14 protein-coding genes are annotated in these 16,056 nt (G+C 70.0%); 7 read left to right on the forward strand and 7 right to left on the reverse strand.

Annotated features, from left to right (window positions below):
- Nucleotides 1-99: 99 nt before the first annotated feature.
- The 4 genes from HHX31_RS23275 to soxR form a co-directional block, all read right to left on the reverse strand.
- A complete protein-coding gene (locus tag HHX31_RS23275; protein ID WP_169950471.1) occupies nt 100-1,284 on the reverse strand; it encodes a substrate-binding domain-containing protein in 1,185 nt (394 codons plus the stop codon).
- 38 nt (nt 1,285-1,322) lie between these two features.
- Nucleotides 1,323-2,324, reverse strand: coding sequence for a Gfo/Idh/MocA family protein (locus HHX31_RS23280; RefSeq protein WP_169950472.1), 1,002 nt, complete (start codon nt 2,322-2,324; stop codon nt 1,323-1,325).
- A gap of 1,161 nt (nt 2,325-3,485) precedes the next feature.
- Nucleotides 3,486-4,139, reverse strand: a complete 654-nt coding sequence (locus HHX31_RS23285) for a GNAT family N-acetyltransferase (protein WP_169950473.1) — start codon at nt 4,137-4,139, stop codon at nt 3,486-3,488.
- Nucleotides 4,140-4,224: 85 nt separating this feature from the next.
- A complete protein-coding gene (gene soxR, locus HHX31_RS23290) occupies nt 4,225-4,713 on the reverse strand; it encodes a redox-sensitive transcriptional activator SoxR (RefSeq protein WP_169950474.1) in 489 nt (162 codons plus the stop codon).
- A 54-nt stretch (nt 4,714-4,767) separates the two neighbouring features.
- Between soxR and HHX31_RS23295 the strand changes: the two genes are divergently transcribed.
- From HHX31_RS23295 to HHX31_RS23315, 5 genes are all read left to right on the forward strand, one after another.
- Entirely contained in the window at nt 4,768-6,336 is a 1,569-nt protein-coding gene (locus tag HHX31_RS23295; protein ID WP_169950475.1) for an MFS transporter, read from the forward strand.
- Between the two features lie 149 nt (nt 6,337-6,485).
- The gene (locus HHX31_RS23300) at nt 6,486-7,181 is read left to right on the forward strand and encodes a DUF4328 domain-containing protein (protein WP_169950476.1); all 696 of its coding nucleotides are present in this window, start codon (nt 6,486-6,488) and stop codon (nt 7,179-7,181) included.
- Nucleotides 7,182-7,299: 118 nt separating this feature from the next.
- On the forward strand, nt 7,300-8,298 hold the full coding sequence (locus HHX31_RS23305) for an ATP-binding cassette domain-containing protein (protein WP_169950477.1): 999 nt from the start codon (nt 7,300-7,302) through the stop codon (nt 8,296-8,298).
- The gene (locus tag HHX31_RS23310; protein ID WP_169950478.1) at nt 8,295-9,140 is read left to right on the forward strand and encodes an ABC transporter permease; all 846 of its coding nucleotides are present in this window, start codon (nt 8,295-8,297) and stop codon (nt 9,138-9,140) included. Before HHX31_RS23305 ends, HHX31_RS23310 begins: the two co-directional genes overlap by 4 nt.
- A gap of 219 nt (nt 9,141-9,359) precedes the next feature.
- Nucleotides 9,360-9,809: a hypothetical protein gene (locus HHX31_RS23315; RefSeq protein ID WP_169950479.1), complete on the forward strand. Its 450-nt coding sequence runs from the start codon at nt 9,360-9,362 to the stop codon at nt 9,807-9,809.
- A gap of 155 nt (nt 9,810-9,964) precedes the next feature.
- Here the strand turns inward: HHX31_RS23315 and HHX31_RS23320 are convergent, their stop codons facing one another.
- The 3 genes from HHX31_RS23320 to HHX31_RS23330 all read right to left on the reverse strand — a co-directional run bounded on the left by HHX31_RS23320 (nt 9,965) and on the right by HHX31_RS23330 (nt 14,666).
- Nucleotides 9,965-13,147: an AAA family ATPase gene (locus HHX31_RS23320; protein WP_169950480.1), complete on the reverse strand. Its 3,183-nt coding sequence runs from the start codon at nt 13,145-13,147 to the stop codon at nt 9,965-9,967.
- A gap of 62 nt (nt 13,148-13,209) precedes the next feature.
- Nucleotides 13,210-14,001: an alpha/beta fold hydrolase gene (locus tag HHX31_RS23325; RefSeq protein ID WP_169950481.1), complete on the reverse strand. Its 792-nt coding sequence runs from the start codon at nt 13,999-14,001 to the stop codon at nt 13,210-13,212.
- A gap of 20 nt (nt 14,002-14,021) precedes the next feature.
- Entirely contained in the window at nt 14,022-14,666 is a 645-nt protein-coding gene (locus HHX31_RS23330) for a dihydrofolate reductase family protein (protein ID WP_169950482.1), read from the reverse strand.
- 98 nt (nt 14,667-14,764) lie between these two features.
- Between HHX31_RS23330 and HHX31_RS23335 the strand changes: the two genes are divergently transcribed.
- Together HHX31_RS23335 and HHX31_RS23340 are read left to right on the forward strand one after the other, a co-directional pair.
- On the forward strand, nt 14,765-15,262 hold the full coding sequence (locus HHX31_RS23335) for a helix-turn-helix domain-containing protein (RefSeq protein WP_169950483.1): 498 nt from the start codon (nt 14,765-14,767) through the stop codon (nt 15,260-15,262).
- A gap of 18 nt (nt 15,263-15,280) precedes the next feature.
- Nucleotides 15,281-15,958: a cyclase family protein gene (locus HHX31_RS23340; protein WP_311932180.1), complete on the forward strand. Its 678-nt coding sequence runs from the start codon at nt 15,281-15,283 to the stop codon at nt 15,956-15,958.
- Nucleotides 15,959-16,056 lie beyond the last annotated feature (98 nt).

Below are 16,056 nucleotides of genomic sequence, written 5' to 3' on the forward strand. Positions count from 1 at the left end.
CGATTCCTCGCGCTCCCGCTTCGGAGTCCCAGGAGTCATCGGAGTCATCGCGTCTCCAGCCATCTGACCATCACCTCGGATCTGCCCCGCCGTAGCCGGCTACTTGTTCTCGAGCTGGCCCCAGGCCCTGTCGAGTTGGTCGTCCGCGTTCTCCGACGTGATCAGCTCCGGCTGGGACAACACGATGTTCTTCTGGACCTCCTTGCCGAGGAGGTGGTAGGCGGCCGCGCGGAAGGCGATGTCACCGTGGAGGGGGGTCCAGGGAGCGACGGCCTTGAAGTTGCCATCCTTGACGTTCTGCACCTCGGGCTTGGAGCCGTCGATCGTGAGGATCGGGATTCCGGTCCGGCCGAGCTCCTGCATGGCCTTGTGGATGCCGACCGCGATCTCACCGGAGTGGACGTACCACGCGTCGATGTTCTTGCCGTCGGGGGACTGCAGGAAGTCGAGTGCCACCTTGTAGCCCTGGGCCCGGCTGTAGTCGGTGGGCGGCGTCGTCACGACCTTGATGTTGGGGAACTGCTGGCCCATGACCGAGACGAACCCCTCGTGCCGGAGGATCTGGGCCGAGGACCCGATGGCGCCGGACGTCTCGGCGACGACGCCCTTGCCGCCCAGCAGCTTGCCCGCGGTCTCCGCGAGCTGCTGGGTGGCCGTCTTGTAGTCCAGGTAGATCCAGGTGTCGTACTGATCCGTGGCCACCGTGCGCTCCATGCCGACGACGGTGAAGCCGGCCTTCTTGGCCTTCTCGATCTCCGGGGTCAGCGGGCCGACGGAGTGCGGCCACACCAGGATCGCGTCCGCCTTCTGCGCCATGCAGGTGTCGATGTCCTGCACCTGCTTCAGCGCGTCGTTGTCGGTGTTGTAGTAGATGACCTTGACATTCGGGTGCCGCGCCGCCTCCAGCATGACGCTTTCCTTCTGCGCGACGGACCACGGGTGCCGGATCAGCGCCTGCGAGAAGCAGAAGGTGTAGGTCTTGTTCGGGTCGCCGATCGGTCCGTCGGGGAGCGGCAGCACCTCCTTGTACGGCAGGGACAGCGGCGCGCCGGTGATGGGGCCCTTCTCGACCGGCCCCGGCTTGCTGTCGAACGCGACGGCGTCGGCAGGCGGAAGCAGGTACTTGTCGATGACGGTCTTGGATGCGCCGGAGTTGGCGGCGGCGTCGTCGGACGGCTTCTGCGGTGAGCAGGCCACCAGCCCGGCCGCGACGGCGAGCGAAACAGCGATCGTAGCGGCGCGGCGCGCCGGGAACGGACGGGGACGGGGGTCCTCTACGTACATGGTTCCTCGTTATTTCGGGGGGGTGGTTTGAGGAGGGGTCAGTTGCGGGCGCTCGCGTAGAACGACTTGACGACGCCGAGGACATGCCGGGCCGATCGTCCGTCGGACATCGGAGCCCGGTCGTGCGCGATCGCGTCGGCGAAGTCGGCGAGCTGCGCTATGTGGCCGCGCCCGTACGCGAGATTGGTCTGGAAGGACGGATCGTCCAAAGGCTCGTCGAAGACGTGGGTCTCTCGGCTCCCGTTGAGATACTCGACGTCCAGCCGGCGCGAGTCGGTGAGGACCGCGACGCCCTTCGTGCCCGAGATGGTGATCCGCGACTCGAACTTCAGGCCGACGGACATCGACGCCGCGATCGTCGCGAGTGCTCCGCTCTCGAAGCGGAGCACTCCGCCCGCGGTGTCCTCGACCTCGGTGGAATGGGTGAGCGTGGCGATCGCGCCCCGGGTCTCCTTCACCTCGCCCAGGAACCAGCAGAGCAGGTCCAGGGCGTGAACGGCGTGGGTGTTGAGGACGCCGCCACCCTCGCGCTCCCAGGTTCCGCGCCAGCCGCTGCCGGCGAAGTAGCTCGTGTCCTCAGGGTTCTTGTAGTACTGGAAGAGTGCCGTGCCGAGCACCGGGCGGCCCAGCCGTCCCGAGTCGAGGAGCCTGCGCAGTGCCTGGGCGTTGTCGTTGAACCTGTGCTGGAAGACGACAGCCAGCTTCACGCCGTTGTCGTCGCACGCCTCGATGATCCGGTCACATTCCTCGACGGAGGTGGCGAGCGGCTTCTCGCAGAAGACATGCACCCCTGCCTGCGCCGCGGCCACGCATACTTCCTCGTGGAGGTGGTGCGGCAGGCAGACGCCGACGGCGTCCACTCCAGCCGCGAACATCTCCCGGTAGTCGGTGTAGAAGGGGACATTCCACTCCCGGCCCGACGCCGCCGCCCGCTCCTCGTCCACGTCGGAAACGCCGACAAGCTCGACTCCATCAGCCGCCAGCGCCGCCTGGGCGTGGTTACGGTGGATCCGACCGCATCCGACAATCCCGTACCGCATGCGCGCTCCTCTCATCATGGTGTTATGACGTTATTACAACTTAAATGCTTGTCAAGGGTTCTCTGCGAATCTGTGCGAACTGTTAGAGCCCCAGGTCAGACCCCATCACCACACGAGTGCCCAGCATGAGGGCGCGCCTCAGCGCCGGTCGTGGTGACCCCCGACGCCGCCCAGCGCTCGTGTCGCCACCAGGGCCGGCCGCACTCCCGCCACGACCCGATCGGCAGCGGCTCAGGCCGCTCCTCTACCAACCTCCAGACGGCGTGCGCGAGCCCAGTGCACCGGCGAGTACGCCACCGTCCACCTCAGGCGAAGGCGACTCGGCCGACCGCGATGAAAGGAGTGACCGCCAGGCTGCCGTGTTGCGGCGCTGGTCGATTTCCGGCACGACGGCGGACTGTGGTCCGTCCGCCGTCGAGGACGTCCAGGGATGATCACGGTGCGTATGCCGGAGGGCTGCCACCGCGCGGCGATCCCGGGCACGACCAGTTGGTCTCATCATGGTGTTGTGACGTTATTACAAGAGTCGAGCGGGTAAAAGAGGTAGCAGGGCGTCGAGTTGCCCGAACCTTCGCTCCGGCGTGTGTGCGGGAGCACCGGTATGCGCCGTGGTTTGCGGTGGACGGTGTGCGTCGGCGCGTTCATTGGGCAACCGGGCGCGAGCATCGTCATGCTGATCTTCCCTGCGTTGCAGCGCGGGTTTCACGCACCGACGACGGCTGGTTTCTACCTGCGCAGCCTCTACCCGCCCGAGGTCCGCATCGCCAGCTGTCGCCGGGGGAGACGGGTTGAGGAACGAGCAGAGGGCCGGGCCCGTTCGACCACCGGGCCGTTCCTGGGATCGCTCGGTGCCGACGCCACCCTGGTCGGCAGGCGACCGGTGCCGGCGAGGCGGCGGGCCTGCTGCTGCGTCTGATCACCGGCCCTGCGTCGGACCGTACCGGCCGCTACTGGGGCTGGACAGCCTACGTTGGCCTGGTCAACGCGCCGACGCGACCATCAGACCCGCGCCCGCAGCAGCCACCACTGGCGACGGCGGCTACGACATCACGAAATCAGGCTGTAGCACTGGCCCCATCGCCCACGGCCATCGCCAGCGGCGGCCGACGAAGCCCAGCCAGAGCTAATGAGCGTCCCTTTTATGCCTTTTTGCTACTTATGTTAACGTTTACTACCGTTCCACTTCGGGCGTCCGGATGCGCGACAGTAATCCACCGATATGCAACTGTTTCCACCAGTTCGCAAGATCCGGGTCATCTTTGCTGCCCACTGCTCGCGGGTGATCGCGTACTCGACCTCGCCGAGGTCGCTGCCGGGGAGCGGTTCCTCCCAGTCCTGGTGGAACGTACGGACGTACCGCATGCCGATCGAGGTCATGGTCGCGCGGGAGGCGGTGTTGACCGCCATGGTCTCGGCGAAGACGCGGGTCAGTCCGAGATCTTCGAATCCGTGGCGAAGGAGCTCGCGGGCTCCCTCACTGGCCAGACCCTGGCGCCAGTAGCGCCGCAGGAGCCGGTAGCCGAGCTCGGCCTGCCCCTCGATCTGGCCCTGGTCGGCCCGCGTGGGCGGCTCCAGGATCCACCAGCCGACGAACCGCCCGTCCACGAAACCGGCCCAGAAGCCCAGCCCGGGAACGCGATCCGCGACGGCGAGCCGCCTGCGGTGCAAGTCCTCCACTTCCTCACGGGTACGCGCACGGCCGGCGAGATAGCGCATGACCTCGGGATCGGCGTCCAGCTCGACCTCGTGTTCGAGGTGTTCGTCGGAAAGCGGAACGAGTTCGACGCGTTCGGTGCGCAGGATCGCCTGGGACATGGGAGGCATTCTTTCCCCTGCACCACTCGCCGGTCATGCGCTTTTCCCGCGGGCGCCGTCAGGCGGCACCCCTGTCAGCGCTCGGTCAGAGAGACGGGAAGCGGCTTTCGTCTGCCAGCCGACGGCTCAAGAGACGACGCGGGCCGGTGCCCTCGTCTCCGAGACGATCGTCGGGGTTGCGCAGTGCGCACCGATCGATGGAAAGGCATCCGCAGCCGACGCAGTCGGACAGCTTGTCGCGAAGGCGGGTGAGCTGCTCGATGCGAGTGTCGAGTTCGGCTCGCCATGAGGCGGACAGGCGGGTCCAGTCTTCCCTGTTCGGTGTGCGCTCCTCCGGAAGTCCTGCCAGCGCCTCGCCTACCATGCGCAGCGGAATGCCGACTCGCTGCGCCACCCGGATGAAGGCCACCCTGCGCAGGGTGTCGCGGGAGTAGCGTCGTTGGTTTCCCGCAGTCCTGCGGCTGCGGATCAAGCCCTTCTCTTCGTAGAAGTGCAAGGCGGTCACCGCGACACCGGCACGGGCAGCGAGCTGCCCGACAGTGAGCTCCTTGGCATCGAAAGGGGGTTTTGTCACGCCTCTCAGGCTAGAGCTTGACCTCGCCTATAGTCGAGGTTTCACCCTTGAGGGGTGACGAGATCTCCTGCGGACACCGCCCCGCCCACCACCGGCCGCGCTGGGCGACGGGAATGGATCGGGCTTGCCGTTCTGTCCCTCCCCGCTCTCCTCGCCTCCCTCGAACTGACCGTGACTCATCTGGCGCTGCCCGCCATCGGCAGAGCACTGGCAACCGACAGCGCTGAGCAGCTGTGGATCGTGGACGTTTATGCGTTCCTGCTCGCCGGATCGCTGATCACCATGGGTACGCTGGGCGATCGGATCGGCCGCCGACGCCTCCTGCTGATCGGCGCGGCCGCGTACGGCGTCGCGTCCGTGCTCGCGGCCTACGCTCCCAGCGCGGGCGCGCTCATCGCGGTCCGCGCGCTACTCGGAATCTCTGGCGCCACGTTGATGCCGTCCGTGCTCTCCCTGACCGTCGCCATGTTCCGGGATCCCCGGCAACGCACCGTCGCGGTCGGGATCGTCATCGCCAGCGTGTCCGGAGGCACCGCGATCGGCCCTCTCGTGGGCGGGTGGTTGCTGGAGCGCTTCTGGTGGGGGTCGGTTTTCCTGCTCGGCGTGCCGGTGATGGCACTGCTCCTGGCGCTGGGGCCGATCCTGCTGCCCGAGCGACGCGACGCGGGGGCAGGGCGGTTGGACCCGATCAGCGCCGCACTGTCGCTGGCCGCGGTGTTGCCGGCGGTCTACGGTCTCAAGCAGATCGCCGCCGACGGTCCCGACCGGCTGCCCGTGCTCTCCGTCACAGCCGGGCTGCTGTTCGCCGTCGTTTTCCTGCGGAGGCAGCGCGCGTTGCGCCACCCGCTGATCGACCTGCGATTGTTCGCGAACCGGGCGTTCAGCACCGCCGTGGCCACGCTGGCGCTCGGCATCTTCGTGTTGTGGGGCTTCAACTACGCCTTCGCGCAATATCTGCAGTTGGTGCGCGGGCTATCGCCGCTGGAGGCCGGTCTGTGGACGGCGCCCTCGGCTATCGGGGCGATCGTCGGATCGACGCTGGCCTCCAGGATCGTGCGCTGGATCGCCCCGGGACCGGTCATCGCGGCCGGACTGGCCCTGGCCGCCGTCGGCTTCGTCGTGGTCGCCCAGGCGGGCATGACGGCCGGGACAAGTGCCCTGGCCCTTCTGGTCACCGGGGCCGTCGTCGTGTCCGCTGGGCTCGGTCCGATGATGGCTCTGGCCACCGACATGGTCGTCGGTAACGCACCCCCCGAGCAGGCCGGCGCCGCCTCGGCGATCTCCTCGACCGCGCCTCAACTCGGCGGCGCACTCGGCATCGCACTCCTTGGCAGCGCCATCACCGCGGTGTACCGGAGCGAAATGAGCCGCGCTGTCGTGGCGGGCCTCCCCTCAGAGGCCGTGTCCGCCGCGAGGGAGAGCCTGGGCGGCGCTGTGACGGCGAGTCGCGTTCTTCCCGACCTGCCCGGGGCCATGCTGCTCAGCACCGCCCGTGAAGCGTTCGCCGCGGGGTTTCAGCTGAGCGCCGTGGTCAGCGCCGCGACCGTGGCAGGCATGGGCGTCACGGTCGCGGTCATGCTGAGGCACGGCCGAGTCGGCGCCAAGCCGACCGCCCGACGTTGATCGGACATTCACCTACGAGCTATACCGAAACGATATTCCGAATTACCCGATTCCGGCCTGGTCACGGAACCGTCCCAGGTGAGAAACGCGCACGAACGAGTCCCGCGCCATAACGCACGATGATCCTCGGCATATTGTGAGGAGTCTTCGTGTACCCCACACCACCACCCGCTCCCCTGCAACCCATCCGGGGTGTGGGGACGGCGGCCGTCGTGATGCTGGCCGCCGATTCCGTGGTGTGCCTGATGGCCTCCGTCATCGACGCACAGCGGGCCGTGCTCGTCGACAGGTTCCTGACCGACACGAACTCCGTACCGATCAGCGATCTCGAAACCAACGATGTGCTCTACGCCGCGTCCGGGCTGGTGGAGACCGTCGTCTACGTCGCCACCGCCGTCGCGTTCCTGGTCTGGCTGTTCCGGGCCCGGGCGAACGCGGAGGTCCTCTGCCCATGGCCGCAGCGGCGGGCCACACCCTGGCTGATCTTCGGGTGGGTCGTGCCGATCGTGAACTTCTGGTTCCCGAAGCAGATCGTCGACGACATCTGGACGTCGTCCAAGCCCGGCGCGGTCGAGGAGAGCGGAAGCCTCGCGACCGCGCGCCGTTCCGGCCTCGTCTGGGCCTGGTGGCTGGCGTGGGTGGTCATGACCCTCGTGACCAGGCTGGTGAGCCGCATGTACGTGGACGCCGAGGAACTGCCGGAGATCCGGGACGCCGCGGTCTTCGACATCGTCGGCAACGTCCTGACCATCGGCACGGCCGCCCTGGCCGTCGCGGTCGTCCTGGCCATCACCCGCTTCCAGGAGGACCGCCGTCAGGCGGCCTTCTGGTCGTACGCGGCCTGAGTCGCCGGGAAGACTCAGGCACGGGGGTGACCTGGGCCGGCCGCTAGATCAGATCTAGCGGGTCCTGTCCGTCGATCTGGCGCCTCTTCCGTGAACGGACCTAAGGAGACGACAGATCATGCGGGACCGGACGACGGACCTGGCTATAGAGGCATCGGGCCTGGTCAAGATATTCGGCGAGAACCGTGCTGTGGACGGTCTCGACCTCACCGTGCGCGCGGGCACGGTCTACGGAGTGCTCGGCCCCAACGGAGCGGGGAAGACCACCGCCGTCAAGATGCTGGCGACCCTACTGCGCCCGGACGGCGGCGAGGCGAGGGTGTTCGGTCACGACGTGCTGCGCGAGGCCGACGCCGTACGCGGCCGGGTGAGCCTGACGGGCCAGTACGCCTCAGTGGACGAGGAGATGACCGGGATGGAGAACCTGGTCCTGCTCGGCAGGCTGCTGGGGCACAAGAAGCCCGCGGCCAAGGACAGGGCCATGGCGCTGCTGGACGCCTTCGGGCTGACCGAGGCCGCCGGCCGGCAGGTCAAGACCTACTCGGGCGGCATGCGCAGGAGGCTGGACATCGCGGCCAGCATCCTCAACACGCCCGACCTGCTGTTCCTGGACGAGCCCACGACCGGGCTCGACCCGCGCAGCCGCAACCAGGTGTGGGACATCATCAGGATCGTGGTCGCTCACGGCACCACCGTGCTGCTCACCACGCAGTATCTGGAGGAGGCCGACCGGCTGGCCGGGCGCATCGCGGTCGTCGACCACGGCAGGGTCATCGCCGAGGGCACCCCCGGCGAGCTCAAGTCGTCGGTCGGCTCGGGATCGGTGCACGTACGGCTGCGCGACGCCGCGCAGCGGCCGGAGGCCGAGCGCGTGCTGGCCAGGGAGCTGAACACCCAGGTCCACCTTGAGGCCGACCCCGTGGCCCTGACCACGCGCGTCCCCGGCGAGGACGCGGACGCCGGTGCGGAGCGGGCCGCGCGCGCCCTCGCGGCGCTCGCCGCGTCCGGCATCGTCGTCGACGACTTCTCCCTCGGCCAGCCCAGCCTCGACGAGGTCTTCCTCGCGCTCACGAACCACCCGGCGACCGACCAGAACACGCAGGAGGAGGCGGCATGAGCGCCACGACCACCGAGAGCGGCACGGCCTTCGTCCCCGCCGCCGACACGCTGGGCGCGGTCCTCGCCCCCGGGGCGCGTCCCCCGCGCCCCAGCGCCCTGTCCGCCTCGCTGACGTTCGGCTGGCGGGCGATGCTGAAGATCAAGCACGTGCCCGAGCAGCTCTTCGACGTCACCGCGTTCCCGATCATGATGACGCTGATGTTCACCTACCTGTTCGGCGGTGCGCTGGCGGGGTCGCCGACGGAGTATCTGCAGTATCTGCTGCCGGGCATCATGGTGACGAGCGTCGTGATGATCACTATGTACACCGGGGTCGAGGTCAACAAGGACATCGAGAAGGGCGTCTTCGACCGTTTCCGTACGCTGCCGATCTGGCGGCCGTCCACGATGGTCGGCTACCTGCTCGGCGACGCGTTCCGCTACACGATGGCGTCGACGGTCATCCTCGTGGTCGGCCTGGTGCTGGGCTTCCGCCCGCAGGGCGGCGTCGCCGGCGTGCTCGCCGCGATCGCGTTGCTGGTGGCCTTCTCGTTCGCGTTCTCGTGGATCTGGACGATGTTCGGGCTGCTGCTGCGCAGCGAGAAGTCGGTGATGGGCATCAGCATGCTGGTGCTGTTCCCGCTCACCTTCCTCAGCAACGTCTACGTCGACCCGCAGACCATGCCGGGCTGGCTGCAGGCGTTCGTCGGCGTCAATCCCATCTCCCACCTGGTCAGCGCGGTGCGTTCGCTGATGGCGGGCAGCCCGGACACCGGCGAGATCTTCTGGGTGCTGGTCAGCGGCGCGGCGTCGATCGTGGTCTTCGGCGCGCTGACCATGCGCCTCTACAACCGCAAGTAGCGCCGGCACGCCTGCCGGACACGACGCTTCCGCCGGTCACCCGCGAAAAGCGACCGGTGCCCGGGTCCGCCGCCGGGCGGGCCTGGGCACCGGACCGCCCGGCGGGCAAGCATCCGATCCGGCAGGCCGGTGGACGTCTAGGCCGGCCCAAGTGGCGTCCAAGCGGCGTGCGGCACGCTCCTCCCGTAAAGCCCAAGCAGCGATCCCCTGGGAGGAATCGTGTCTCGAATCAGAACGCGTCTCACGCTCGCGACCGTAGTGTCGGCCGCGGCGATGCTGGGCGTCGCAGGAGCCGCGGCCCCCGCGCACGCGGTGGACGAGCAATGGCACACCCTGGTCCTGCACGAGGACGCGGGGTACGAGGGCTCGGTCAGGGTCATGTACACGGTCGTGTCGAGCGACGCCTACGACAGGGTGTACATGCCGACCTCCAGCCCCGACCTCGGCGGGTTCAGCGACAAGACGAGCTCCCTGACCAACAACGACTGGATGGCGTGGGTGGTGTACGACGACAAGCAGTACCGCGATCGTCACTACTGCATCCGTCCCGGTGAGACGGTGCCCAACCTCAGCTCGTCGAAGTGGAAGTTCAACGACAAGATCTCGTCCGCCAAGCGGCTGGAGACGGCCAGTTGCGCCGGATATCCGGCGTTCTACAGCACCGGCTGAGAGGTTGAGAGGTGACGCGTGCCGGAGCGGGACACCCGGGGGGCGGCTCGGGCCCGGGGCGGGAAACGTCGTGCGGGCCGCCGTGTCGCGCGAAGGCGGCGTCACAGGTGCGTCATCGAAGCCGCGCCCGCCGGTGCGCTGTCACAGGTGCGCTGTCACAGGTGCCACGTGAGCTCGTGCTCGGGCTGGTATCGGCAGGTCGCCCCGGTGGAGACGGAGGCGCGTAGATGAGCGGCCAGCGCGGGGTGGAGCCCGTCGAGCTTGCGCAGCACGTCGCGGATGCGGGCGGTGACGGCCTTGCGGGCGCGTTCGGCCTCGTCGCCGAGGCGGCGGTCGCGCCCGCCGAGCCCCGACGCGGAGCGCAACTCGGCCAGCAGGGCCGCCCGCTCGCCGTCGAACTCGGCCGCCCTGTCGTCGTCTCCCCGCTCGGCCGCCCGGTCGATCTCCTCGTCCAGCAGGGCGAGCCTGCGCCGGTATCGCGCCTTGGCCTCCTCGTCGAGGACCGCGTCGCCGCCCATCCCCCGGGCGGCCACCACGAGATCCCCACCCTCCGGGGCGAGCAGCCGTACGGCGGGCAGGTCGGCGCCCGGACGGCTCAGCAGGCAGTGCAGGTCGCGCAGCCCCTTGGCGTCGGGCAGGTGAACGGTGTGGCCGCCGAACCCCAGCCGCCAGACCGCGCCGTCCCGCCGGAACTCGGCCCCCGGCCGGCCGGGCACGGGCATGGGCACGGCGGCGCGCTCCCGCAGGCGAGCCAGGCGGACCCGCTCCACGATGTGCCGCATGCCGAGCCGAGCCGCTTCGCCCTCCACGTCGTCCAGCAGCTTGCCGGCCTCCCCGGCGTCGCCAGGACGGCCCCGCCGCAGCAGCGCCTCGCCGAGATGGGCCCGCGCCTCGACCGACCACGGGCGGGCCAGCAGCAGGTCGGCGGAGTGCCACGCGGCGGTGAACCCGTCGACCGCGTCGTCCCAGCGCTCCTGCGCCGCGTCGACGAGAGCGCGCAGCAGGACCACCGGGCCGCCGATGTCCCAGCCGTAGATCGAGACCGCCCAGTTGCCGAGGTAGGGGTCGAGCTCGGCCCTGACCTTCTCGCACAGCTCGGGGTCGCGCGACCAGGCGGCGACCATGGCCTGGAACCGCAGCCACAAGGGCTGTATCGCCCGCCGCGGCTCGCCCCTCGCCGTGACGTCGCGCAGGTGGCGCAGCGCGGCGCCGCCGTCTCCCCTGCTCAGCGCGGTCATGGCCTCAAGCAGGCCGGGACAGGGATGCCGGCTCCTGCGCAGCGCGCGGTGGATCTCGTCGAGGTCGTCGTAGCGGCCCTGGAGCATCCGCACCGCCCAGCGGTGGTGGTGCAGCATGTGCGTGAACTGGTCGTACCCGTCCGCGATCCCGGTCAGCTCGTCGAGCAGGGCCTCCGCTTCGTCGAAGTCGCCCATGAGGGCGGCGATGATGCTCCGGTCGCTGACCGTCGCGACGTCGATGCGTGGCAGGTCGGTGCGTCCGCCGAGCGCGACGAACTCGCGGAACTGCGCGAGATAGGCCGGGTCGCCCTGCTCCAGCAGCGCCACCCAGCGCAGCGCGGCGGCGATGCTCTCCATCTCCGCGTCTCCCGTGCGATGGGCCAGGGCCAGCAGTTCACCGGTGAGCGCCGCCCTCTCCGGTGCGGTGCCCGGCCCCCAGATGGTGTCGTGGTAGGCCCAGAGACTGAATGCCAGCGCCTCGTCGTCGTCGCCTCGCCGGGCGAGCACGGCGACATGGATGGCCAGGTCCCGCACGAGACGGTCGAGAGAGAGCCCGCCGTCGGAGGGCCGCCCGCCGCCCACCAGCGCGCCGTGCGCCTCCCGCAGCAGGGCCGCGCCCAGGGGGCCGCTGTCACCGCCGTCGGCCGCGTAGAGGGACAGCGCCACCCGGGCGGTCAGCTCGGGGTCCGCGGCCTGTCGCGCGACGGCCGCCGCCTCCTCGAAGACACGCTGCCCGCCGTCGCGGTCGTCCCAGTGGTTGAGCTCACGGGCGAGCTCGAGTGCGATCACGACGTGGCGGCGTGGGTCACCGGCGACGGCGGCGCGTTCGAGCGCCCTGCGGTAGTGCCCTCGCGCCTCCTCGGTGGCCAGACGGACGGCGGCGTCGCGGGCCGCGGACAGCAGCAGGTCGACCACCCGGCCCGCCTCGACATGGTCGCCGGCGAGGTGGACGTGCCTGGCCATGTCGGCGGGAAGCACATGATCGGCGAGGCCGGCGGACCGGTCGACGGCGTGGACGACGGCCGCGTGCCTGACGGGTGCCGTCTTCTCGTCGAGGGACTCGTAGAGCGTCTGGCGCACCAGGTCGTGCGCGAACGCGAAGACCTCCCCGCCTGCCGCGTCCTTCGCCACGACGAGCCGGGCGGCCACCGCCTGGTCGAGCAGCCGTTCGACGTGGAGCACGGGAGCCCCGGCGACGGCGGCCAGCACCTGACGATGGAACTCCCGGCCGAGCACCGCGGCCGTGACGAGCAGGTCCACGACCGGCGCGGGCAGCAGGGACAGCCGCCGCAGCAGGGTGTCGCGGACACCCGGGGCGATCGCCGTGACGGACCCGCCGCTGCCCCACAGACGCGCCGTCTGCTCGACGAAGAACGGGTTGCCGCCGGTGCGCCGGTGCACCTCGGCGACGAGGTCGGCGGACGGGTCGCGGCCGGCCGCGCGGGCCATCAGCGCGCCGACCTCGTCACGTCCGAGCCCGGTCAGGGTCACGGTGGTCGCCCGCGCCGCCAGCGGCAGCACGAGGGGCCGCAGCGGATGGTCCGCCGCCTCCACCTCCACGTCGCGGTAGGTCCCCATCAGCAGCACCCGCTCGAACCAGGTGTGCTGTGCCGCGAACTCCAGCAGCCTGAGCGACGCGGTGTCTGCCCAGTGCAGGTCTTCCAGCACGACCACCAGGGGCCGGCTCTGCGACACCGCGACCAGCGCGCTCGTCACCGCGTCGTACAGCCGGAAGCCCTCGGCCGCGTCACCGCCGGGCGACTCGCCGAGCAGTGCGGCCAGGCCGGCGCCCCCGGCGTCCTCGGCCGCCGCCCACTCCTCCGGCGCGGCGTACCGCCGCATCCCCCGCAGGACCTGCACCCACGGCCAGTAGCCCGGGGCGTTGTCGGACTCCCAGCAGGCTCCGCCGAGGACCAGTGCGCCCAGGCGCCTGGCCTCCTCGGCCGCGCTGGTGACAAGCGTGGTCTTGCCGATGCCGGCCTCACCGGCGACCAGCGTCAGGCCGCCGTGACTGCCGACCGCCCGCGCGATCTCGGCACGCAGCATCGCGGCAGGATGCTCCCTGCCGATGAGCTGAGGGGTCGCGCTGTCGGTTCGCATGCCGCTTCGACGGTATCCGCCCGCTCCGACAATTTCCCAGCCTCCGATGCGGGCAGACTGCGTCAGCCGAGGAACTTGGTGAGGAGCTGCGCCAGCGCCGCCGGCCGCTGCAACACACCGTGGTCCTCTCCGGGCATCACCTGCAGTTCGGCGCCGGGCACGGTCGCCGCGACGGCCTTCGTCCCCTCCGCCAGGTTCGGCGCGGTCTGGTCGCCGTAGACCGCCAGCACCGGCACGCCGACAGCGGCGAGCCGATCGAACGGCATCAGCTGCCAGGGCGTGCTGAGCAGCACGTCGTACGGCAGGCTGGGCGCCTTGTCGGCCAGGAACGCCCACCCCGGCCCGGCCTTCATCCCGGCGATCGCCTCGGCCGGGACCCCGACCGCCTCGTGGAGGAACAACTCCACCGCGCCGTCGCGGTCACCGGCGGCCACCAGGGCCGTGAGCCGGTCGTAGACGTCGGCCGCCGGCCTCGGCTGGTTCTCGTCCGCGCAGTACGGCGGCTCGTAGACGGCCACCCGGTCGATAGGCAGCCCGCGCATGGCCCCCTCCAGCACGAGGATCGCGCCCGAGGAGTGGCCGAACGCCGAAGCCCGGCCGCCCACGTGCTCGATGACCGCCGCCAGGTCGTCGACCTCGTTGGCGACCCGGTAGTCGTCGCTCTTGTCGTCGCTGGCCACCCGGCCGCGCCGGTCGTAGGTCACGACGGTGAACGCCGAAGCGAGTTCGGCGCCGAGCCCGGCCACCGTGGAGCGGTCGTTGAACGCGCCGCCGACGAGGATCACCGGCGCGCCCTGGCCGATCGTGTCGACGGCGAGGGTCGTGCCGTCCTTCGAAGTGATTTTCTCGGTCATGTCCGTCAGCCTTTCAGGGTCTACCGTCGCGTGAAGGTCATGTGGGTGATGCCGCTCGGGGTGGTCACGGACTCGATCCCGAAGCGCTTCTCGAGCCCTTCGAGCCCGTCCCACAGGCGTTCGCCGCGGCCCAGGACGATCGGGACGACGGCGACGTGCATGTGGTCGACCAGGTCCGCGGCCAGGAACTGGCGGACCGTGCTCGGCCCGCCGCCGATCCGCACGTCGAGATCGCCGGCGGCCTCGCGAGCCTGCCGCAGCACCTCCTCAGGGGTGGCGTCGACGAAGTGGAACGTCGTGCCGCCCTCCATCTCCACCGAGGGCCTGGGGTGATGGGTCAGGACGAAGACCGGCGTGTGGAACGGCGGGTTCGGCCCCCACCATCCGGTCCACTCGTGGTCCTCCCACGGGCCCCGCTGCGGCCCGAACTTGTTGCGGCCCATGATCTCCGCGCCGACGCCCTCGTTCCAGGTGCGGGCCACGGCGTCGTCGGCCCCGGCGCTGCCGCCGGTCTTCCCCTGCATGGCGAGGAAGACCCTGGTGTCGAAGAACCACTCGTGGAGCCGTCCACCCGCGTGGCCGAACGGCTCTTCGAGGGTCTGACCCTCGCCGGTGGCGAAGCCGTCCAGGGAGACGGCGAAGTTGTGCACTCTGACCTGAGGCATGGCTGCTCTCCCCGCCCTCGACCAGTGATTGCAACTTGCAATCACTTGCCTTGAGCGTAGAGTAGGTAGTGGCGAAACGCAATCACTCGGAGGTGGCCGTGCGAGCTGAACCGCGATCCGGCTGTGCGATCAACGCGGCGGTTGAGGCGCTCGGCGACCAGTGGAGCCTCATCGTGCTGAGGGACGTCATCTTCGGCGGGCGCAGGCACTTCCGCGACCTGCTCGCCAACTCCGAGGAGGGGATCGCGTCGAACATCCTCAGCAGCCGCCTCAAGGCACTCGTCGCCGGAGGGCTGCTGACCCACGAGGACGCCGGGCGGGGACGACGGGGGACATACAGCCTCACCGAAGCCGGCATCCAGACGGTTCCCGTCATGGTCGCGCTCGGCTCGTGGGGCCTGCGGCACCGTCCGACGACACCGGAGCTGACCATCCGGGCGCAGTTGCTGGAGGAGGGCGGCCCGCCACTGTGGGAGAACCTGATGGACGAACTGCGCGAGGCGCACCTCGGCATCCCCCGGCCCGACCCCGATCGCCCCCGCGCGTCCCAGCTGCTCCAGGAGGCGTACGAACGTGTCCTGGCGACGTCGGCCTGATCGCATAGGGTGATCCACGTGGCGTCTCTCCCGAGCGGTCGCGTCGTCGACCTCAGTCATGTGGTCAGGCACGGCATGCTCACCTATCCGGGACTGCCCGGGCCGGAGATCGGCGACCACCTGACGCGCGAAGACTCCCGCGGCAGCTACGCGCCGGGCACCGAGTTCCACATCGGCCGCATCACCATGGTGGCGAACACCGGCACATACCTCGACACGCCTTTCCACCGCCTCGCGGACGGCGCGGACCTGGCCCAGGTCGACCTGTCCCGGCTGGTCGACGTCCCCGGCCTGCTGATCGACGTCTCCGGCTCCCCCGCGCGCGGCATCGGCGCCGACGCCTTCGAGGGCCACGACGTCACGGGACGCGCGGTCCTGCTGCGCACGGGCTGGGACAGGCACTGGGGCAGTCCGTCCTACGGCGACCCGGACCATCCCTTCCTGACGGCGGACGCGACCGCCCTGCTCGCCGACCAGAGACCGGCCGTCGTCGGCATCGACAGCGTCAACATCGACGACATGGCCGACGGCCTCCGCCCGGCCCACACCGGCCTGCTCACCGCGGGCATCCCGATCATCGAGCACCTGCGCGGGCTCGACCGGCTGCCGCGGACCGGCTTCCGCCTCCACGCGGCGCCCGTCGCCGTGTCCGGCATGGGCACCTTCCCCGTCCGGGCGTACGCCCTCCTCCCCTGACCGCCTCCCTCGCCGTACGCGACGTTCAGCTGGAGCGCGAGCCGCGGATCCGACGAGCACCAGACGGAACAGGCTTCACGTGCCCTTCATATAAGTGC

The sequence above is a fragment of the Microbispora sp. H11081 genome, from assembly GCF_012999535.1.
Lineage (GTDB): Bacteria > Actinomycetota > Actinomycetes > Streptosporangiales > Streptosporangiaceae > Microbispora.